The sequence below is a fragment of the Myxococcus dinghuensis genome, assembly GCF_024198235.1.
Taxonomy (GTDB): Bacteria; Myxococcota; Myxococcia; order Myxococcales; family Myxococcaceae; genus Myxococcus; species Myxococcus dinghuensis.
Genome location: NZ_JAKCFB010000008.1, coordinates 131,979 through 151,370, shown reverse-complemented (window position 1 = coordinate 151,370; position 19,392 = coordinate 131,979). Strand labels below are relative to the sequence as shown.

Sequence of the window (19,392 nt, the reverse complement as noted above, 5' to 3'; positions counted from 1 at the left end):
CCTGTAGAGTGGACGGGCAGCCATGGAGAACACTCTCGACCTCAAGGACGGTCGCAAGGTCCACGAGGACCTGGCGGCGGAGCGCGCCGTACTCGGCGCGGTGCTGGCGGACAACTCGTTGATCGCCGCGGTGGGTGAGGTCGTCCACGCGGATGACTTCTCCAGTCCAGCGCACGCGCAGATCTTCGCGGCGATGATCCGCCTGGACGGCCAGCAGAAGCAGGTCGACCACCTGACGCTGGCCGAGGAGCTGAAGGTCCTGGGCCAGTTGGTCGCGGTGGGCGGCCCCGCCTACCTGATGCGGTTGGATCAGGTGGTGCCGCTGGCGTCCAACGCGGTCCAGTACGCGAACATCGTCAAGGACCAGGCGCTGCGTCGCCGGCTGGCCAACGTCGGCCGCGAAATCCAGGACCTCGCCAGCCAGGAGACGGGCGAGCTGGAGGTGCTGCTCGACGAGGCCGAGCGCAAGGTGTTCCTCCTCGCGGAGAAGAAGCGCGAGGGCGACCTGCGCCCGGTCAGCGAGCTGATGGAGCAGACGCTCGACCTGCTCGACAAGATGAAGTCGGCGGCGACGGGCGTGACGGGCCTGTCCACCGGCTACCTCGACCTGGACAACCAGTTGACGGGCCTGCACGCCGGCGAGCTCATCATCCTCGCGGCGCGTCCCGGTATCGGCAAGACGTCGTTCGCCATGAACATCGCGGTGCACGCGGCGCTCAAGGAGAACAAGGCGGTCGGCATCTTCAGCCTCGAAATGCCCGCCGACCAGCTCCTCATGCGTCTGCTCGCGTCCACCGCCCGCGTGGACATGAAGAAGCTGCGCGGCGGTCGCCTCTCGCCGCACGACGAGGAGAAGTTCCAGGAGATGGCCGGCGCGCTCTACAACGCGCCCATCTACATCGACGACTCGGGTGGTCTGTCCCCGTTCGACCTGCGCGCCAAGGCGCGGCGCGTGAAGCAGAAGGACCCGCGCCTGTCGCTCATCGTCATCGACTACCTCCAGCTGATGCACCAGAAGGGCAAGGTGGAGAGCCGTCAGCTCGAGGTCGCCGAAATCTCCCGCGCGCTCAAGCAGCTCGCCAAGGAGCTGGAGGTGCCCATCATCGCGCTCAGTCAGCTGAGCCGTAAGGTGGAGGAGCGCAAGGGTGGCAAGCCCATGCTTTCGGACCTGCGTGAGTCCGGCTCCATCGAGCAGGACGCGGACGTGGTGATGTTCATCCACCGCGAGGAGACGGAAGAAGGCGGCGAGGGCCAGCCCCAGGCGACGTCGAACACCGTCATCCCCGTCGAGCTCATCGTCGCCAAGCAGCGTAACGGCCCCATCGGGTCCGTGGACCTGGTGTTCCTCGCGGAATACACCCGCTTCGAGAGCCGCAGCCGCGGCCCCGAATAGCCGTCCCCAGGCGCCTCGGCCTCGGCGCCACTCCTCGTTCGACAGGGGCGGGATACGGGCGCGACGCCACCTCGCCGCCAGGTCCAGGCCGGGGCCGCGTCACTCGCGTCCCGTGCGCAGGTAGCGCACGACCAGGGCCCGCGCGGCCCGCACCGCGTCCTCCATCGGCGCGCCCCGCCCCAGCTCCGTCGCCAGGGCCGAGGCCAACCGACACCCGGTGCCCCGCCGCCCTGGCGCGCGCTCCAGCCGCCGGCCTCGCAGGACTCGCGTCCCCTCCGCCGTCGCCAGTACATCCGCCAGGCCCTGCACGTCCGGCAGGTGCCCTCCCTTCACCAGCACCGCGGAGAAGCCGTGCGCGACCAACTCTCGTGCCGCCACCTCGGCCTCGGCCACGTCGGCCGGCGCGGCGCGGCCCAGCAGCCACCCCGCCTCGTCCAGGTTCGGCGTGAGCACGACACGAGGCCCCGCGAGCGACAGGTATCGCCGCGCGGACAGCCGAGACAGCCGCTCGCCGCGCGACGTGCGCACCACCGGGTCCACCACCCACCACGCCTTCGTTCCCTGGAGGGCCTCACGCGCGGCGTCGAGCTGGGCCAGCCCCGGCACCATGCCGAACTTCACCGCGTGCACCGGGCCCAGCTCACGCGCGGCCTGCAACTGCCACCGGACCACACGCGGTGGAGAGGCCATCCACGCGAAGGTGTCGCGCCCCTGCGCCGTCTGCGCCAGCGGCACCGCCACCGGCTGCCCATCCCGGGCCCGCACCGCGGCCACGTCCGCCAGGAGCCCCGCCCTTCCCGTGGGCTCCAACCCCGCCAGCAGCACGACGCGGGGATTCACCGCCGGTGCTCGCGCGCTTTCTGGATGAAGGACTTGTACAGCCCCACGTGCACGGGAATCGTCGTCGACATGTATTCGGGGTGCCACTGCACGCCCACCGCGAAGCCGTGCACGGTGGACTCGATGGCCTCCACCACGCCGTCCGGCGCGATGGCGCTGATGCTCACGTCCTTGCCCGGCGCGCGCACCGCCTGGTGGTGGGTGGAGTTCACCATCAGTTGCCCGTGCCCCACCGCCTCCGCCAGCAACGTGCCGCTGCGCACGTCCACCGGATGCTGTGGCTGGGTGCGGTCGTGCGGCTGCTCGTGCACGCGCGAGCCCGGCACCTCGCGGCCGATGTCCTGGAACAACGTGCCGCCCAGCACCACGTTGAGCAGTTGCATGCCCCCGCAGATGCCCAGCACCGGCATGTTGCGCTTGAGCGCGCCCTTCATCAGCGCCGCCTCGAACGCGGTGCGCCCCTCCTTGAGCACGCCGAGCCCCTCGCGCGCCGTCTCGCCGTACGCCTCCGGGGGGATGTCGAACGCGCCGCCGGTGACGAGCAGCCCGGAGATGCGGTCCAGGTACGCGTCCACGCACGTCGGGTCGTCCGAATACGGCAGCACGAAGGGCAGTCCGCCGACGCGCAACACCACGTCCGCGTAGGGCACCTTCAACTCGTAGCGCGCGAAGGGCTGCCCCTCGGGCTGGGCCCAGTCCGGGGTGATGCCGATGTTGGGGCGCCGAGGCGGCTGCCCGTGGTGACGCGGATGATTGTTCATGGGGGAGTCCGTCGGTCGACCCTACTTCCCCACTCGCCCCTGTTCAAACGCACCCGCGAGCCGCCGCACCCGCTCGGCGATGTCCTGGGCGAGCAGCGCGTCGGACACCACCGCCGCGCCATGCGCCCCCGTCGCCGCCACCCGGGCGATGTTCTCCAGTCCCACCCCACCGATGCCCACCACCGGAAGCGGGCTGTCCCGCACCACCCGTGCGAGCCCCTCCAACCCCAGCACCCGCGCCGGCACCTGCTTCGTCGTCGTGGCGAAGACGGGGCCCAGGCCCACGTAGTCCGCACCCGCCTCCCGCGCCGCCCTCGCCCCCTCCACGCCGCGCACGGTGACGCCCACCAACCGGTCCGGCCCGAGCAACGCGCGCGCGTCCTCCGCGGGCAGGTCCTCGTCCCCCACGTGGACGCCGTCCGCGCCCGACAGGAGCGCCAGGTCCACCCGGTCGTTCACCAGGCACAGCGCCCCCGCGGCCCGGCACGACGCGGTGATCGCCCGCGCGGCCTCCAGCGCCTGCCGCACGGGGGTGCGCTTCATGCGCAGTTGCAGCACACGCGCGCCTCCCGCCAGCAGCCGTTCCGCCTTGCCCACCAGCGGCACGTCCGGCAGGACGGTGTCGTCGCACAGCAGATAGGGCCCGGGGGGAAGCAGCGGACGGCGCGAGACGTTCATCGGCACCAGACAGGCAGGACGGCGGCGTTGACAGGCGGCCCCTCTGCTATAAGGTGGCGCGCTGTTTTCCAAGCAATTCTGAGGATTTGAAACATGGCGGACACGGTGGACCCCAAGTACCTCGACAAGCGCACCGCGGAGCGGTACCTGCGCTCCGGCCAGCTCGACGAGAAGGCGCTCGAGCGCCACCTCAAGGGCCTGCCGGACGTGGCGGACAAGGCCACGCCGGTGGAGACGTCGATGGCGGATGACGTCGACGACTACGACGACGAGGACGATATCGACGACGAGGAGGACGACACCGACGACGCCGAGGATTCGGACTCGTCGGACTCCGCGGAGGCCTCCTCCGACGACGCGGCCGAGTCCCCCGCCAGCGGCGGTGAGGGCGAGGAGCCGCAGACTCCATGAGCCCCCAGGACGAGAAGCGCGGCGAGACCTTCGTGATGCGGGGGGAAGCGCGCTCCGCGTCCGAGGAGGCCATCTCCCTCAGCACGTTCATCATGGGGCTGGGCACCGCGGTGCTCATCCACCTGGGTGACGCGCCGAACCCGGAGACGGGCCAGACGGCGAGAGACCTGCCGCTGGCCCGGCAGAACCTGGATCTTCTTTCGATGCTGCGCCAGAAGACCCGGGGCAACCTGACGCAGGACGAGGAGCAGCTCTTCGACGGACTGCTCACGGACCTGCGCATTCGCTTCGTGGAGGCCAGCAAGCGGTGACAGTCTCGGCTTCTCGCACGGGGGGGCTGCCCGGGCGCATCCGCTTCGCGGCGCTCCTCGGAATGATTCTCGCCGCCCTCACCGGGTGGATGGCGCTCAACGAGGCGGCGGAGCTGGCCCACTTCTCCGAGGCCCGCTCGCTGCACCGCGACAGCGAGGACGGCGCGGTGCCCCTGCTGGGCATCGACCCGTCGGTGATGCAGCAGCTCATGGAGACACGCTTCTCCTCGCTGGAGCCCATGCGCGAGCCGCGGGCGCTGCTGCTGTTCGTGCTCGCCATCGCCTGCGCGTTCGTCTTCGTCTCCTCCGCGCGCATGCTGCGCCCGGACGGCATGCGTCGGGACTCCATGCGGCGGATGCTGGGGCGCGCGGCGATCACCGTCGCCGTCCTGCGCACCATCGACGGCGCGCAATGGGCCGTGGTCGCCCGCCGGATGGGCGCGGTCCTCGCCCAGTCCCTCGCCAGCCAGCCGGAGTACCAGGACCCGGTGGCCGCGCAGACGCTCGGCACCATCGCCCCGTCCATGGCGCTGGGGATGACGGTGCTCGGCACCGCGCTGGTGGCCGGCACCTTCGCCGTGCTCGGTCAGTACTTCCGCAGCAACCCGGTGCGCGAGGCGCTCGTCGCGCTGGACGGCCCCGCCGAGGAGTAGCGCGCCCTCACCCGCCCCGCGTCACGGGGCGTGCGGCGCCTCGGGGCCGGGCAGCAGCGCGTCCAGCACCGCCTCCGCGTCCGACGGCGCCCCGTCCAGCGCCAACACGCGGGAGGGCTGCGCCAGCGGCAGCCGCACCAGCTCCTTGCGCGCCACGCCGAAGACATGGGCCAGGTGCCCCAGCGGCCAGCGCGACTGCATCTGCGCGAAGGTCGCGTCGTCCACGTCCTCCGGACGGCCCGGGGGCAGCTCCACGTCCTCGTAGACCACCCGCTCACCCCCCACCCGCCGCCCGTTGCCGTAGGCGATGACGTCCTCGCCCTCGTCCGGGTCGTAGACGTACGCCTGCACGGTGGCATTGGCGGCGCGGGACAGCAGCCGGGCGAGCGCATGGTGCGCGGCGTACCAGTGCGCGCCCTGGCGCCCCGCGGTGAAGGGCCCCACGTACGCGAGCCGCACGACCTTGCGGCGGCGGATGACGGAGACGTGGAGCCCCGTGGCCCCGGAGGCGCCATCCAGCGCCAACGCCTCGCGCGCCAGCCGGAGCAGCTCCAGCCCGCCGAAGGATTCGATTCGAATGAGATAGCCGCCGTGCGCTTCCAGAGTCAGCCCCCCGAGGGTGCGCGCCGCCTATAACCGAGCCCCGCGCCCGGTGGCAACTCAAGCACCGCGAATAGCCAGTTGCTACCAGGGGTCCAAACAATTCCGCCCGGGCCACCCACCGCGAACCCCGGAATCGACGCAATGCGCCAACTTGCCAAGCCCGACTCGGCTCTTACGTTGAGTCTATGCGACTCGACAAGTTCACGGTGAAGGCCCAGGAAGCCATCCAGGAAGGCCAGGCGCTGGCCCGCCGCGCCGACAATCCCCAGTACGAGCCGGAGCACCTCGCGGCGGCGCTGCAGGGACAGAAGGACGGCATCGTCGAACCCCTGCTGCGCAAGATTGGCGCGGACGTGAAGCTCCTGTCGGCGCGGCTGGGCGAAGCGCTCGGCAAGCTGCCGCGGATGCAGGGCGGCGAGAGCGCCATGCTCGGCCAGCGGTTGATGAAGGTCTTCGACAAGGCCGAGGACGAGGCCAAGTCGCTCAAGGACGAGTTCATCTCCTCCGAGCACCTGCTGCTGGCGCTCACCCAGGACAAGGGCACGGTGGGGGAGATCTTCAAGTCGTCGGGCATCACCCGCGACCGCGTGCTGGCCGGCCTCAAGGAGGTCCGCGGCTCCGGACGCGTGACGAGCCAGGACGCGGAATCCACCTATCAGGCGCTGGAGAAGTACGGGCGCGACCTGACGGCGGCCGCGCGCGCCGGGAAGCTGGACCCGGTCATCGGCCGTGACGAGGAGATCCGCCGCTGCATCCAGGTGCTCAGCCGGCGCACGAAGAACAACCCGGTGCTCATCGGCGAGCCGGGCGTGGGCAAGACGGCCATCGCGGAGGGGCTGGCGCGGCGCATCGTCGACGGCGACGTGCCCGAGGGCCTGAAGAACAAGACGCTCATCTCCCTGGACCTGGGCGCCATGGTGGCCGGCGCGAAGTTCCGCGGCGAGTTCGAGGAGCGGCTCAAGGCGGTGCTCAAGGAGATCGCCGACTCGGCCGGGGAGATCATCCTCTTCATCGACGAAATCCACACCATCGTCGGCGCGGGCAAGGCCGAGGGCGCCATGGACGCCGGCAACATGCTCAAGCCGGCGCTGTCGCGCGGCGAGCTGCACTGCATCGGCGCCACCACGCTCGACGAGTACCGCAAGCACATCGAGAAGGACGCGGCCCTGGAGCGGCGCTTCCAGCCCGTCTTCGTGGGCGAGCCGAGCGTGCACGACACCATCAGCATCCTGCGCGGCCTGAAGGAGCGCTACGAGACGCACCACAAGGTCGACATCCAGGACAACGCGCTGGTGGCCGCCGCCACGCTCAGCCACCGCTACATCGCGGACCGCTTCCTGCCGGACAAGGCCATCGACCTGGTCGACGAGGCCGCCAGCCGCCTGCGCATCGAGCGCGACTCCATGCCCACGGAGCTGGACGACGTGCGCCGGAAGATGACCCAGCTTCAAATCGAACGCGAGGGCCTGCGCAAGGAGAAGGACCCGCACTCGGTGGAGCGCCTGGCCCAGGTGGAGAAGGAGCTGGCCAACCTGGGGGAGAAGTTCAACGCCCTCAAGGCGCAGTGGGACACGGAGAAGTCCATCAGCAACAACCTGCACGGCTTCAAGGAGAAGCTGGAGAAGGCGCGCAACGACCAGGCCGCCGCCGAGCGCCAGGGCGACCTGACGCGCGCCGCGGAGCTGAAGTTCGGCGTGATTCCGTCCCTGGAGAAGGAGCTCAAGGCCCAGACGGAGAAGCTGACGGACGTGCAGAAGTCCCAGAAGTTCCTCAAGGAGAAGGTGGACGCGGAGGACATCGCCGCGGTGGTGGCCAAGTGGACGGGCATCCCCGTCTCGCGGCTGATGGAGGGCGAGGTCCAGAAGCTCATCCACATGGAGGACCGGCTCGCCCAGCGCGTGATTGGCCAGCGCAGCCCCGTGGAGGCGGTGTCCAACGCCGTGCGCCGCGCGCGCAGCGGCCTGCAGGACCCCAACCGGCCCATCGGCTCGTTCATCTTCCTGGGCCCCACGGGCGTGGGCAAGACGGAGACGGCCAAGGCGCTGGCGGAGTTCCTCTTCGATGACGACTCGGCCATGGTCCGCATCGACATGTCGGAGTTCATGGAGAAGCACGCGGTGGCGCGCCTCGTCGGCGCGCCCCCGGGCTACGTGGGCTACGAGGAGGGCGGACAGTTGACGGAGGCGGTGCGCCGCCGGCCGTACACGGTGGTCCTCTTCGACGAAATCGAGAAGGCGCACCCGGATGTCTTCAACATCCTGCTGCAGATCCTCGACGAGGGCCGGCTGACGGACAGCCAGGGCCGCACGGTGGACTTCAAGAACACCGTCCTCATCATGACGTCCAACCTGGGCTCGCACGAGCTCCAGGCGGGCATGGCCGGCAAGGAGGAGCTGGACGACAAGACGCGCAACGAGGTGATGGACGTGCTGCGCTCGCACTTCCGTCCGGAGTTCCTCAACCGCGTGGACGAAATCGTCATCTTCGAGCCGCTGCGCAAGAAGGACATCTACCGCATCGTGGATCTGCAGGTCGCCAAGCTGTCGAAGCTGCTCGCCGACAAGCGGCTCGCGATGGAGCTGACGGACAAGGCGAAGGACCTCCTGGCGGACCGGGGCTACGACCCGACGTACGGCGCGCGACCGCTGAAGCGCGCGGTGCAGAAGAACCTGCTCGACCCGCTCGCCCTGAAGGTGCTGGCCGGCGAGTTCGTACCGGGCGACACCATCCAGGTGGATGCGGGCCCCGACGGGCTCACCTTCGCCAAGGTGCTGGTGGACGCCGCGAAGAACGTGAAGCGCTCGGCGTAGGCACCAGGACCGCCGGGTGACGGCTCGGGCCCCATTCCTTCCTCACGAAGGGGTGGGGCCTCGTCGTGTCCGGGCGCCTCGCTTAGTCGGACATCTCGGAGTCCGACGCCTCTGCCTCCGACTCGGAGGCCTCGGAGCCCATGTCGTCCATCACGCCCCAGTGCGCCTCCATCTCGGCCACCATCGTGGTCAGCGCATTGGCGCCCGCGTAGAGCTGCCCGAAGGCGGTGGGATAGGCCTTCTGGATGGAGCGGGCGTGCTGCTCGAAGGCCCGGGCGCGGAGCTGCTCCAGGGTCAGCGGGATGGCGGCGGGGTCGAACCCGAAGTTCTCGTACTCGTCGTCCACGTCCCCGTCGTCAGGGTCCGTGAAGACGTTGCGGACCGTCTGGAAGTCGAACATGCGGAACAACGCGTCGCGCAGGTCGTCATCGTCGACGATGCCCCCGGTGTTCGCGTCCCGGGCGACGGCGGTGTCCTCCGCCACGTTCCCCGCGCCTCCGCCCGCGTCGGACTGGGCCAGGGGGAGCTTGCTGCGCACGACGAGCCACTGCTGGATGTAGCGCTGGAGGGACAACGCGAGGAGCGGCGAGTCGTCGGCCAGCAGGTTGGTGGCGGCCCGCCGGTTCTGGAGTTCGACGACCGCCCCCTGGAACGCCGCCCGCTTGTTCGCCTCCAGGTAGTTCCTCAAGCCCCACCCCGGCAACGTCCGCAGGTGGTCGTCCAGGTCATTCATCGTCAGGACGGCTTCCGGGATGCTCAACGTGGACAGGTCGCCATCGAGCGTGTCCAGGTAGGACTGCCAGGGCGTGGTGTGGTGGCGCTCCTGGGGCCAGAGCGAGCCGGCGCGTCCACCGACGTTGATTTCGTCGATGTTCCCGACGTCGTCCGTGCCCAGTTGCACGGCCACCCGCTGGACGGGGGCGCCCCCGGAGACAGCCGACGCGTCCCTCCGTCGCTGGAGGGGGAGCCTCCCCACGTCGAGCCCCACCGCGCGGGAGCCCATGACGTCCGCCTCGTGCTCCAGGCCCGCGTCGTCGTTGAGCGGCTCCGACTGGAGCTGCCGCGTGGGCCGAACCCGCCCCTGCTTCTGCTGCACCACGTGCCAGGCCTCGTGCGCCAGGTGCTGCTCCTGCCCCGGCGCGACGTGGATGTCCGAGCCCTGGGTGTACGCCAGGGCCTGGAGCTGGGCGGGCATGCTCGAGTTGTAGTGGACGCGCACGTCGTCCATGGTGAGGCCCGAGAGCGACTCGACGCCCGTTTTCAAGTCATCGGGAAGGCCCGTCTCGTTGCGCGGCGCCGCACGCCGTTGCAGCGCCTGCGCCTGGTTCGCCCGCGCGGTGACTCGCGGAGACTGGTCGAACGCGCGCTGCAACTGGAGCAGGGCCCCCGAGCGGGCGGTCTTCAGACCCGGACCGCTCCCGTCGCCTTCGGCTTCCTGGACGGGAGAGTTCGAAACGACCTGCGGTTCGTGCGCGACGTCGCCCATGTGTGGCTCCCGCGGGAGTCACGCAATGTACCGTGCGCCGTTCCGGTACCGACAGGATGCCCCGGGTGTGGTGACACGCCGCCGGAGACGAACCCGACTGGGAGGTCGCGACAGGGCGACGTCGCGGGTCGCGCACGCCGCCGGCGCCAGCCCTCCCTCCCGAGAGGGCTGGCGCGCCCCACACAGGACTGCCGTCCCCCTCGCTCACGAGGGCGAGGGCGGCTGCTCCGCCACGCCAGAGCCACCACTCGAACGAACCTCCCGGTACTTCCCGACCAGCTCGTCCCACGCCCCGTCGTACTCCTTGCGGAGTCGGGACCAGTCCGCGCCCTTCGCCGTCATCAACCGCCGCAGACAGTCGCCGGTGGACTTGAACGACTGGCGCACGAAGTCGAGCTCCTGCCGCGTCAGGATCGAATCGTCGGCGCGGCTGCGGGAGACGGACGCCTGCCAGCCGTCGAACTGGGCGCCGAGTTCGCGCAGCTCCGCCTCGCGCTTGCGCTCGTAGTCGGCGCGGCGCACGCCCGCGCGCTCCTCCGCCTCGGCCACGGACTGGTTCGCGTCATCGTAGGCCCGGCGCAGCTCCGCCTTGCCCGCGTCGAAATTCTCCGTCCCCCGCTGGCGCAGCACCTCGAGCTTGCGACGGAACTCCTCGCGACGCCGCTTCGCGCCGCTCAGCGCCTGCGCCTCGTCATCCGCCTTGCGGATGTCCTCCTGTGCTTCTACCTCGGCGATGCGCGCGTCGATGCCCCGCTTCTCCGCCTCCATCTGCTGCAGATACGCCTCGCGTTCGGTCATGGTCGCTCCCTTGGCCGGGCCTCCCGGACATGGTGCCCGCATGGAAATGGATGCGGACGCACCCCGGGGTTGCGAACAGGCGGCGGGCCTGGGGCCGGCGCCCCGGGAGGGTGGGCGACAGCCACCGGGCCCTCGGATGACGAGGTGGCTTGACCTGCGCCCGGCTCCAGGCGATGAGCCGGGCGCATGAAGCCCTGGGAGACACTCGACACCGCGCAGGTCCCCGACGTGGGAGACGTCACCCTCGCCCGGCGAGGCGAGGAGTACGTCCTGCGCGTGCGCGGACAGACGCTGATGTCCAGCCGCATGCACGGCTCGGAGGAGGCGTTGGCGGAGGCGGGCTGCGCGGACCTGGTCAGCCGAGGCACCGGGCGGGTGCTCGTGGGCGGGCTCGGCTTCGGCTACACCGTGCGCGCGGTGCTGGACCGGGTGGGACCGGGCGTTCGCGTCACGGTGGCGGAGCTGCTGTCCGCGGTCGTCGCCTGGAACAAGGGCCCGTGGCTCTCGCCGCTCGCGCGCGCGCCGCTCGAGGACCCGCGCGTCAGCGTGGTGGAGAGCGATGTCGCCCGGCTCATGGCGAAGAACCCCACCGCCTTCGACGTCATCCTGCTCGACGTCGACAACGGCCCCAGCGCCCTCACCCACCCGGACAACCAGGGCCTCTACGGGCTCGACGGGCTGAACAACGCGGCCCGCGCGCTGCGCTCGGGTGGCACGCTCGGCGTCTGGAGCGCCGGCCCCTCCCCCATCTTCCAGGGCCGCCTGGAGAAGGCGGGCTTCACCGTCAAGGTGCTGCAGCCCCACGCCCACGGGAACAAGGGCCCCCGGCACGCACTGTTCATCGCGAAGCGCCAGCGCTGAAGCGGTCCGGCGCTCCGGTGTGGTGTAGTGCGGCCCTCCCGCCACCACCGGAGCCCCTGGTGAACCGCCCCTCCCTGCTCGCGTCGACCCTCGTCCTCCTGGCCCTGCTGCCGGGGAGCCCCGCCCTCGCGGCCGCGCCCTCGCCCGTGCTCGGCGGGCTCGACGGCCTCTATCCGGAGCTGGACGCGCTCTACCGGGACCTGCACCAGACCCCCGAGCTGTCCTTCCAGGAGGAGAAGACCGCCGCGAAGCTGGCGGAGCGCCTGCGCAAGCTGGGCTTCGAGGTCACCACCGGCGTCGGCGTGCATGGCGTCGTGGCGCTGCTGCGCAACGGCAAGGGCCCCACCGTGATGCTGCGCACGGACCTGGACGGCCTGCCCATGGAGGAGAAGACGGGCGTGGCGTACACGAGCAGATCGCTCGCGACCAACGACGCGGGCCAGTCCGTCCCGGTGATGCACGCGTGCGGGCATGACGTGCACATGACGGTCTGGCTCGGCACGGCGACGCTGCTGTCGCGCAACAAGAACCGCTGGAGCGGCACGCTGATGCTGGTGGGCCAGCCCGCGGAGGAGGTGGGCGCGGGCGCCCGGAAGATGCTCGCCGACGGCCTCTTCACCCGCTTCCCCAAGCCCGACTTCGCCGTCGCCCTGCACAACACCGCCACTGCGCCGTCCGGCCGCATCGAGGCCGTCTCCGGCTATGCCCTGGCCAACGTGGACTCGGTGGACATCACCCTGTACGGCAAGGGCGGCCACGGCGCGTATCCCCACACGACGGTGGACCCCGTGGTGATGGCCGCCCGCACGGTGCTCGCGCTCCAGACGCTGGTCAGCCGCGAGAAGCATCCCCTGGAGCCGGCGGTGGTGACGGTGGGCTCCATCCACGGCGGCACCAAGCACAACATCATCCCCGACGAGGTGCGCCTGCAGCTCACCGTCCGCTCGTACAAGCCGGAGGTCCGCAAGGCCCTGCTGGAGGGTATCGAGCGCGTGGCGAAGGCGGAGGCGCTGGCCTCCAACGCGCCCCGGCCCCCGGACGTCGCCGTCACAGAGGGCACGCCCGCCACGTACAACGACCCCGCCCTCACCCGCCGGTTGATGGACGCGGTGAAGCGGGTGCTCGGGGAGCAGAGCGTGGGCGAGGCGCAGCCCGTCATGGGCGGCGAGGACTTCTCCGAGTACGGGCGGGCGGGCGTCCCCTCCGTCATGCTGTGGCTGGGCACGGTGGAGCCGCAGCGCTTCGAGCAGGCCCGCGCCAGGGGAGAGACGCTGCCTTCCCTGCACTCCTCGGGTTTCGCGCCGGACCGGGAGCGCACGCTGCGCACGGGTGTGACCACACTGACGACGGCCGCGCTGGAGCTCTTGGGCAAGCGCTGACACCGCTTGGTAGAACGACGGCATGAACACCCGCGCCGTCGTCCTCTCCGCGTGTTGCCTGTTCGGCGCATGCGCGAAGCAGGTCCCCTCCCCCGCGCCCGTCGAGCCGCCCCGGGCGTCCTCGTCCCAGCGGTCCGAGACGTTCCCGGAGCTGGTGGACGCCATCTTCGCGGCGTCCTTCGACTTCGCCCCCTCCAACGGCACGGCGGTGGGCCGCCACGCGTACGACGCGCGCCTGGAGGACTGGAGCCGCCCCCGCATCGAGGCGCGCCTGCGCGAGCTGGAGGCGCTGCTGGGCCGCTTGCGCGCGGTGGATTCGGAGCAGTTGAGCTTCGACGAGCGCGTCGACGCGCGGGCCCTGGAGAGCCAGCTCCTGGCCGAGCAGTACGAGCTGGGCGTGGTGCGTGGCTGGGAGACCAACCCCATGATGTACGCGGGGCTGCCCGGCGGCGCCATCGACGGGCTGATGAAGCGCGACTTCGCGCCGAAGGCGGAGCGGCTGCGCTCCGTGATTGCCCGCCTGAAGGCCGTGCCCGCCGTCTTCGCCGCGGGCAAGGCCAACCTGGGGACGCCGCCGAAGGAGTTCACCGACCTGGCCCTCCGCATGACGAAGGGCTCCGTGGGCTTCTTCGAGGGCTCCGTGGCCACCTGGGCCCGGGACGCCGCCGGGGGTGACGCGGCGCTGCTGGCCGAGTTCACCGCGGCCAACGCCGCGGCCATCTCGGCCGTGCAGGACTACTCGCGGTGGCTGCGCGACGAGCTGCTGCCCCGCTCCACGGGCCGCTACGCGCTGGGCGAGGAGCGCTTCCTCACCAAGCTGCGCTACGAGGAGATGATCGACCTGCCCCTGTCGGAGCTGCTCGCCAGGGGCGAGGCGAACCTCGAGAAGGACTACCGGGACTTCGTGGCCACGGCGAAGCGAATCGACCCGCGCAAGACGCCCGCCCAGGTGATGCACTCGCTGGAGGACGACCACCCCACGGCGAAGGACCTCATCCCCACGGTGCGCCGCTCGGTGGAGGGCGTGCGTGAGTTCCTGGTGGCGAAGGACCTGGTCACCATCCCCTCCGAGGTGCGCCCCCACGTGGAGGAGACGCCGCCGTACGCGCGCTCCGGCTCCTTCGCGTCCATGGATACGCCGGGCGCGTACGAGACGAAGGCGACCGAGGCCTTCTACTACATCACCCCGGTGGAGTCGGACTGGGACGCGAAGCACCAGGAGGAGCACCTGCGGCTGTACAACGCGCCGGTCGTCTCCATCATCAACATCCACGAGGTGTGGCCCGGCCACTACCTCCAGTTCCTCTACGCGCCGCGCTTCCCCACGAAGGTGCGCAAGCTCGTCTCGGTGGGCAGCAACGCGGAGGGCTGGGCCCACTACGCCGAACAGATGATGCTCGACCAGGGCTACGGCGACGGCGACCCGAAGCTGCGGCTGGCGCAGCTCTCCGAGGCGCTGCTCCGGGACTGCCGCTACGTCGCGGGCATCAAGCTCCACACCGCGGGTTGGACGGTGGAGCAGGCCGCGAACCTGTTCCACGAGAAGTGCTTCCAGCAGCCCGCCAACGCCTACGAGGAGGCCCGCCGGGGCGCCTACAACCCGACGTACCTCTACTACACGTTCGGCAAGCTGGAGGTGCAGCGGCTGGCGCGGGACTACATGAGCGCCAAGGGCACGAGCCTCAAGCAGTTCCACGACGCCTTCGTGTCGCAGGGCAGCCTGCCCCTGCCGTTGGTGCGCGAGCTGCTGCTGCGCTGAGGAACCACGGCCGCGGCGAGGGCCCCGGGCCGAAGGCCCCCGCCGCGGTGGAGAAGGGACACGCCCCCCAAGGCGCCTCCCCTCTCCGCCCCCCGTTACCTGCAAGCCCCCCAGGTGATGAGCGTGCAGCCGGTGTCTCCGCACCGCGTCCAGGTCGCGCAGCGCATCGCCCCGAAGTCGTCGAAGGCCCGGACGCTGGTCGTCTGCCGTCCGCCGCCCGCCGTCGTCACGCACAGCTCGTAGTCGATGATGGGCGAGTTCGGGGTCTCGAACACGCTGTCGTCGGCGCCGAGCATGCCGCTGCCGGTCGCGCACATCAGCGCGTTGGCGGCGTTCGCCGCGCGCAGCTCCACCACGCGCAGGGCACACAGGTTCTTGTCCTGGATGCCCACGGAGAAGGTCGTCCCGTTCGGGTCGCACGTCAGCTCCGCCACGGACTGGCAGGTGCCTCCGACGCACGTCCCGCCCGCGTTGCAGACCTGGCTCCCGGACGAGTTGCAGCAGGCCTCGCCCACGTCTCCGCAGTTGCGGCAGATCTCCCCGTCGGCCTCCATCACGCACACCAGCGTGCCCGAGCAGGAGGTCGTGGCGCCGGTGACGCAGCAGCCGCTGCCCTCCGCGCCGCAAGGCACACACGTCCCGCTCCGGCACTGCAGCCCCGCGTCGCAGCTCGCGGAGCCCGTCCGGCACTCGCAGCCGTTCGTCCCCTCCATCCCCGAGGGGCAATCCGGAATCCCACTGCCCTGGCAGCTCCCGCAGCCCGCCATGACGGCCATGCACAGCATCAGCAGCCCCCGCAGGGACGTTTTCAGGTTCACGATGAAGGTCCTCGTTCCGAAGGTCGAATCAGTCCCGGCGGCGCTCATGGGACGAGCACCACGTGGACACGCTGGCCCTGGGCATCCACCGCGCGCGCCAGGACCTGGAGGTCGTTGGTGATGGCCAGCGCCTCCACGAAGCGGTAGCCGGCCTTGGTCAGCGCCTCGGGCGCCAGCTTGTCGAGCAGCACCGTCGTCTTCCCGTCCGGCGAGGTGATGAAGGCCGCCTGCGTCTTGCCATCCGACGCCGTGGCGGTGCCCACCACCCAGCCCGAGTCGTTGAGGCCCACGGCCTGGGCGGACACGAACCCCTCCGGCAGCGGCAGCCAGCGGCTGTCCCCCTTCGGCGTCCAGAGGAACGGCCGGAGCAGCTTCTCGATGCGCGCCGTGCCCAACACCATCCCCACGTCGTTGAGGGCGATGGCCTCCGACTCCTGCTCCACCAGGACCTTCGGCTCCTTGCCGAGGATGCGGACCGCGCGCGCGCCCTTCGACGTCTCCAGGGTGGTCGCCACCTCGCCCAGCGCGTTGAAGCGCAGCACGCCCTTGGCCAGGCCCTTCAGGCCCTCCTGCTCCAGCGGCCCCACCTCGTCCACGAGGTAGACGTGGTCCGGGTCATCCAGCCAGCGCACCAGCGGCACGCCATGCGCGTTGCCCGCGAGCGCCTCGAAGCCCTCCACCCACTGCTCGGCGCCGGACTTCACCGCGCTCGACTTGAGGCGGAAGGCGCCCTTCCCCTTCGGACCGTACGCGGTGCCGAACAGGTCGCCGCCGCTGTTGATGGCCTTCACGTCGACGCGCTCGGCGGCCAGCACCTCGTTGAGTTGATAGGCGTCCATCTTCGAGGTGAACAGGGTGTCCGACTCCTGGCCCTCCTGCCGGGCCACCATCGCGCCCCCGTTGAGGATGAAGCGGGGAATCACGGTGAGCGGCAGCAGCCTCCAACTGGTGAAGCGGACCGGATTGACGATGCACTTCATGAGGCCGACCTTGAGCGTCTGCACGGCGCCACCGGAGGAGGCCTGGATGACGGTGGGGCCACTCCAGCCGCCGGGCAGACGGATGGGGAAGCGCGCGACCCGCTGCGCCTCCGGGACGCGCACGTTCATCACGCCCACGGTGGAGTCCACGCTCAGCAGCTCCACCAACGTCCCCCCCGTGGGCGCGGGGGTGGACAGCGTCACCTCGCCGGAGAGTTCGGTGGCATCCGCGGACGGACACCGGTTGGTCGACGTGAGCACACGCATCGACGCCAGCCGGGGCCTCGGCACCCCCGCGTAGGCGATGAACTGGCGCATGTCCACGGCCTCCGTCCAGTTGAACTTGAAGACGATGTCCGTGTAGCCGTCGATCCACACCTGGCTGCCGGAGGTCAGCACCAGCTCGACGTTGTGGGGGCACGCGGCGCGCTCGCAGTACGGGTCGTCCGCGCCGCGAACCTGCCGCGCGAACGCCTTCAGCGTCCCCCTCACACGCGTCACGCTGTTCGCGTCGCCCAGGTAGTACGGCTGCGGCAGCGTGTCGTCGAACGTCCAGGTGATGACGTTGCCCGAGCGCGAGCCGTACATGTTCAGCGTCAGGTTCGAATTGATGCCGAAGTCACGCGCCGGGACATGGAGGTTGAGGGTGTTGGCCGACTTGCGCAGGAGCCAGTAGCCGGTGGCGTAGTCGTTGCCACGCACCCGGATGCGGGCGGCGTTCAGGCGCATGTTCGTGCCGCGCCAGACATCGTCCACGACGTCCGCGTGGGCGGCGGGAGCCAGGAGCAGGCCGAGCAGGGCCACCAGGCCCAGCCCGTTCAGACAGCGTTTCATGAGGACCTCGACGACGGTGGTGGGTTGTGGAGACGGAGGAGGACGCGCGGGGACTCAGCCCTCGCTCATCGCGGAGACCTGGGCCATCAGCGACATGACGCGCGCGCGCGTGGCGGGCTGCTGCCCCGGGCGCAGCGCGAGGACCTGGAGCATCTGGACGAAGGAGGCGCCGCCGCTCTCGAGCCGACGGGAGATGACGTTGAGCAGGTTGGACTCCGCGCCGGCGACGAGGCGGCCGGAGACGACCCAGCCCCGCAGGCGCTCCAGGTCCGCCGCGTCGAGCACGCGGGCGTCGAGCGCGTCGAGCAGCGCGTTCTGCACCTCGCGGCTCCGCTCGAAGTCCAGCGCGTCCAGCAACATGCGCGTCGCCACCTCCTGCGGCGCGCGGCGCAGCGCCTCCGCGGCGGCGGCGCGGACCTCCGTGGACTCCGAACGAAGATGGGGCGCGGCCTGGTCCAACATCTCCTCCCTGCCGGTGTTGCCCAGGGCGACCAGGGCATGCGCGCGCACCTCGTCGCTCGCGGCGTCGCGCAGCGCGGTCTCCAGGGGCCGCATGTAGGTCGCCACCTCCGGAGCGTTCGGAGGCAGGTGGGAGACGATGCCGCCCAGCGCGTAGGCGGAGGCGCGCTCGGAGCCCACGTCGCTCGCCGCGCGGGCCTGGGCGTTCATCTCCAACAGCATCCGGGCCGTCTCCGGCTCGGGCTCCTGGAGGAGCCCCGCGCGCTGCACCATGAGGCCGAAGGACGGCATGTGCTCCCGGGCGCGCGGCGTCTGGAGCAGCTCGCGCATCGTGGCCTGCGCCTGGGCATGGCCCGTCCACGTCAACACGTCCATCATCAGCTCGCGCAGCCCCGGCGCCGCGCCCTGGCGCTGGAAGGCCACCGCCAGCTCCCGGGTGCGCCCCGGCTCGAGCTTGAACGCGGCCACGGCGCGGCGCATGAAGCGCGGCAGGTCCCCCAGGGCCTCGGGCTCGTTGACCGAGGCCAGTTGCCGGAGCACTTCGTCCACCGTCATGCCCTCCGCCTGGCTGCGCAGCAACGCCATCTCCGGGTCACCGTCGAAGGCGATCTCCGAGGGCCTCCGGACGATGCCCTTCTCCACTTCGGGAGGGGGCAGGGGCTTGACCTGACGGGAGGCGAACTCCACGCGCAGGCGCATCCGGCGCGACAGGAGCGGCGAGCCATCCGTGCGCGTGGCGTCCAGGGACTCGTCGTGGAGCACCCCGGCCATGCCCCCATCCGGCGCGCGCTCGAAGCGCGTGAGCGAGCGCAGCGACTGCTGGAAGGGCGTCTCGTCGGCGGAAGCACGCAGGCGCTGGTAGCGCGAGCGACGACGCGTCAACTGCGCGTCGGCGGGCCCCTCGAAGCGGAACGTGGCCTCCACGTCCCCCGTCTGGGTGGACTCGACCGCGCTCCACTCCGCGGCGTCGCGCAGCTCGGTGGGGAACAGCTCCGCGGCAAGCGTCTGCGCGAGCTGCTGGAACAAGGCGGGCTCGGAAGGCGAGAAGCGGATGGCCATCAACGCGCCGCGGGCATCGAGCTCGACCCAGGCGGACGCGGACGGCGGGAGGTGTTGCGCCACGGCGTTCGCGTCGGGAAGGACGGTCTGCCCCGCCAGCGTGGCCTCGTGCCGGGTCAGCGACTCCAGCGCCAGCCGCAGGCGCGCGCCATCCGGGCGCACGTCCAGCGCCTGGAGCGACAGCGTCCCCCCGAGGTGCAGCGTTCCGTCCAGCGTCGAGGCCTCTCCCTGGACGGGCGTCGGCAACGTCACGCGCTGCAGGTCGTCCCAGACGAACTGGTAGGTGCGCTCCTCGCCACGCGTCCAACGGAAGAGTGGCAGCCGCGAGGCGCTCGCCACCGTCTCGACGTCGTCGCGCGACGACGCGGAGCGCGTGAAGAACCAGGTGGACACCCCGCCGGCGAGCAGCAGGGAGGACAGCACGGCCGTGCGGACGAAGGGCCTCGGGTGACGCATGGGAGACTCCTGGATGGGGCGGTGAAGAAGGGGTGGCCCGGCT

17 protein-coding genes are annotated in these 19,392 nt (G+C 70.9%); 8 read left to right on the top strand and 9 right to left on the bottom strand.

Translation table 11 applies throughout. From position 1 onward, the window contains the following. Positions 1-22 precede the first annotated feature (22 nt). Complete coding sequence (gene dnaB, locus LZ198_RS14075) at positions 23-1,393, top strand: replicative DNA helicase (protein ID WP_253972462.1); 1,371 nt, start codon at positions 23-25, stop codon at positions 1,391-1,393. A 99-nt stretch (positions 1,394-1,492) separates the two neighbouring features. On the opposite strand, the gene thiD is transcribed toward dnaB, so the two are convergent. Genes thiD through thiE form a run of 3 tightly spaced genes read right to left on the bottom strand, consistent with a single transcriptional unit; the run spans position 1,493 to position 3,672 of the window. Continuing rightward, positions 1,493-2,233 carry a bifunctional hydroxymethylpyrimidine kinase/phosphomethylpyrimidine kinase gene (gene thiD / locus LZ198_RS14070; protein WP_253972461.1) on the bottom strand — a complete coding sequence of 247 codons (741 nt, stop codon included), beginning with the start codon at positions 2,231-2,233 and terminating at the stop codon, positions 1,493-1,495. Further along, positions 2,230-2,994, bottom strand: coding sequence for a gamma-glutamyl-gamma-aminobutyrate hydrolase family protein (locus LZ198_RS14065; RefSeq protein ID WP_253972460.1), 765 nt, complete (start codon positions 2,992-2,994; stop codon positions 2,230-2,232). The genes thiD and LZ198_RS14065 overlap by 4 nt, the downstream gene beginning before the upstream one ends. 21 nt (positions 2,995-3,015) lie before the next feature. Next, positions 3,016-3,672 carry a thiamine phosphate synthase gene (gene thiE, locus LZ198_RS14060; protein ID WP_253972459.1) on the bottom strand — a complete coding sequence of 219 codons (657 nt, stop codon included), beginning with the start codon at positions 3,670-3,672 and terminating at the stop codon, positions 3,016-3,018. A 93-nt stretch (positions 3,673-3,765) separates the two neighbouring features. Between thiE and LZ198_RS14055 the strand changes: the two genes are divergently transcribed. From LZ198_RS14055 to LZ198_RS14045, 3 genes are read left to right on the top strand one after another with little or no spacing between them, the layout of a single operon-like run. After that, complete coding sequence (locus LZ198_RS14055; protein ID WP_253972458.1) at positions 3,766-4,083, top strand: RNA polymerase subunit sigma; 318 nt, start codon at positions 3,766-3,768, stop codon at positions 4,081-4,083. Then, a complete protein-coding gene (locus LZ198_RS14050) occupies positions 4,080-4,394 on the top strand; it encodes a DUF1844 domain-containing protein (RefSeq protein WP_253972457.1) in 315 nt (104 codons plus the stop codon). The genes LZ198_RS14055 and LZ198_RS14050 overlap by 4 nt, the downstream gene beginning before the upstream one ends. Beyond that, complete coding sequence (locus tag LZ198_RS14045; RefSeq protein WP_253972456.1) at positions 4,391-5,047, top strand: hypothetical protein; 657 nt, start codon at positions 4,391-4,393, stop codon at positions 5,045-5,047. The genes LZ198_RS14050 and LZ198_RS14045 overlap by 4 nt, the downstream gene beginning before the upstream one ends. Positions 5,048-5,068: 21 nt before the next feature. Here the strand turns inward: LZ198_RS14045 and LZ198_RS14040 are convergent, their stop codons facing one another. Next, positions 5,069-5,572 carry a hypothetical protein gene (locus LZ198_RS14040; RefSeq protein ID WP_253972455.1) on the bottom strand — a complete coding sequence of 168 codons (504 nt, stop codon included), beginning with the start codon at positions 5,570-5,572 and terminating at the stop codon, positions 5,069-5,071. Between the two features lie 263 nt (positions 5,573-5,835). Here LZ198_RS14040 and clpB point away from each other — a divergent pair, with 263 nt between their 5' ends. Beyond that, positions 5,836-8,460: an ATP-dependent chaperone ClpB gene (clpB, locus tag LZ198_RS14035; RefSeq protein WP_253972454.1), complete on the top strand. Its 2,625-nt coding sequence runs from the start codon at positions 5,836-5,838 to the stop codon at positions 8,458-8,460. 82 nt (positions 8,461-8,542) lie between these two features. On the opposite strand, the gene LZ198_RS14030 is transcribed toward clpB, so the two are convergent. Next, a complete protein-coding gene (locus tag LZ198_RS14030) occupies positions 8,543-9,946 on the bottom strand; it encodes an eCIS core domain-containing protein (RefSeq protein WP_253972453.1) in 1,404 nt (467 codons plus the stop codon). Positions 9,947-10,150: 204 nt separating this feature from the next. Next, on the bottom strand, positions 10,151-10,744 hold the full coding sequence (locus tag LZ198_RS14025) for a sll1863 family stress response protein (protein ID WP_253972452.1): 594 nt from the start codon (positions 10,742-10,744) through the stop codon (positions 10,151-10,153). 186 nt (positions 10,745-10,930) lie between these two features. Here LZ198_RS14025 and LZ198_RS14020 point away from each other — a divergent pair, with 186 nt between their 5' ends. The 3 genes from LZ198_RS14020 to LZ198_RS14010 are packed head-to-tail and all read left to right on the top strand — an operon-like array spanning position 10,931 to position 14,743. Next, positions 10,931-11,605 (top strand): spermidine synthase, encoded by a 675-nt coding sequence (locus LZ198_RS14020; RefSeq protein WP_253972451.1) that lies wholly within the window; start codon positions 10,931-10,933, stop codon positions 11,603-11,605. Positions 11,606-11,664: 59 nt separating this feature from the next. Then, a complete protein-coding gene (locus LZ198_RS14015) occupies positions 11,665-12,984 on the top strand; it encodes an amidohydrolase (protein WP_253972450.1) in 1,320 nt (439 codons plus the stop codon). Between the two features lie 22 nt (positions 12,985-13,006). Further along, positions 13,007-14,743: a DUF885 domain-containing protein gene (locus tag LZ198_RS14010; protein ID WP_253972449.1), complete on the top strand. Its 1,737-nt coding sequence runs from the start codon at positions 13,007-13,009 to the stop codon at positions 14,741-14,743. A 95-nt stretch (positions 14,744-14,838) separates the two neighbouring features. Here LZ198_RS14010 and LZ198_RS14005 read toward each other — a convergent pair whose 3' ends face one another. The 3 genes from LZ198_RS14005 to LZ198_RS13995 are packed head-to-tail and all read right to left on the bottom strand — an operon-like array spanning position 14,839 to position 19,349. Next, a complete protein-coding gene (locus tag LZ198_RS14005) occupies positions 14,839-15,561 on the bottom strand; it encodes a hypothetical protein (protein ID WP_253972448.1) in 723 nt (240 codons plus the stop codon). 44 nt (positions 15,562-15,605) lie between these two features. Beyond that, positions 15,606-17,375 (bottom strand): hypothetical protein, encoded by a 1,770-nt coding sequence (locus tag LZ198_RS14000; RefSeq protein ID WP_253972447.1) that lies wholly within the window; start codon positions 17,373-17,375, stop codon positions 15,606-15,608. Between the two features lie 54 nt (positions 17,376-17,429). Then, positions 17,430-19,349: a HEAT repeat domain-containing protein gene (locus LZ198_RS13995; protein ID WP_253972446.1), complete on the bottom strand. Its 1,920-nt coding sequence runs from the start codon at positions 19,347-19,349 to the stop codon at positions 17,430-17,432. Between the last annotated feature and the right edge of the window lie 43 nt (positions 19,350-19,392).

What these genes read in the sequence shown, in the direction of transcription:
- dnaB (WP_253972462.1), top strand. Translation starts at nt 23, where the DNA reads ATGGAGAACACTCTCGACCTCAAGGACGGTCGCAAGGTCCACGAGGAC.
- LZ198_RS14065 (WP_253972460.1), bottom strand. Translation starts at nt 2,994, where the DNA reads ATGAACAATCATCCGCGTCACCACGGGCAGCCGCCTCGGCGCCCCAAC.
- thiE (WP_253972459.1), bottom strand. Translation starts at nt 3,672, where the DNA reads ATGAACGTCTCGCGCCGTCCGCTGCTTCCCCCCGGGCCCTATCTGCTG.
- LZ198_RS14055 (WP_253972458.1), top strand. Translation starts at nt 3,766, where the DNA reads ATGGCGGACACGGTGGACCCCAAGTACCTCGACAAGCGCACCGCGGAG.
- LZ198_RS14050 (WP_253972457.1), top strand. Translation starts at nt 4,080, where the DNA reads ATGAGCCCCCAGGACGAGAAGCGCGGCGAGACCTTCGTGATGCGGGGG.
- clpB (WP_253972454.1), top strand. Translation starts at nt 5,836, where the DNA reads ATGCGACTCGACAAGTTCACGGTGAAGGCCCAGGAAGCCATCCAGGAA.
- LZ198_RS14030 (WP_253972453.1), bottom strand. Translation starts at nt 9,946, where the DNA reads ATGGGCGACGTCGCGCACGAACCGCAGGTCGTTTCGAACTCTCCCGTC.
- LZ198_RS14025 (WP_253972452.1), bottom strand. Translation starts at nt 10,744, where the DNA reads ATGACCGAACGCGAGGCGTATCTGCAGCAGATGGAGGCGGAGAAGCGG.
- LZ198_RS14020 (WP_253972451.1), top strand. Translation starts at nt 10,931, where the DNA reads ATGAAGCCCTGGGAGACACTCGACACCGCGCAGGTCCCCGACGTGGGA.
- LZ198_RS14010 (WP_253972449.1), top strand. Translation starts at nt 13,007, where the DNA reads ATGAACACCCGCGCCGTCGTCCTCTCCGCGTGTTGCCTGTTCGGCGCA.
- LZ198_RS14000 (WP_253972447.1), bottom strand. Translation starts at nt 17,375, where the DNA reads ATGAAACGCTGTCTGAACGGGCTGGGCCTGGTGGCCCTGCTCGGCCTG.
- LZ198_RS13995 (WP_253972446.1), bottom strand. Translation starts at nt 19,349, where the DNA reads ATGCGTCACCCGAGGCCCTTCGTCCGCACGGCCGTGCTGTCCTCCCTG.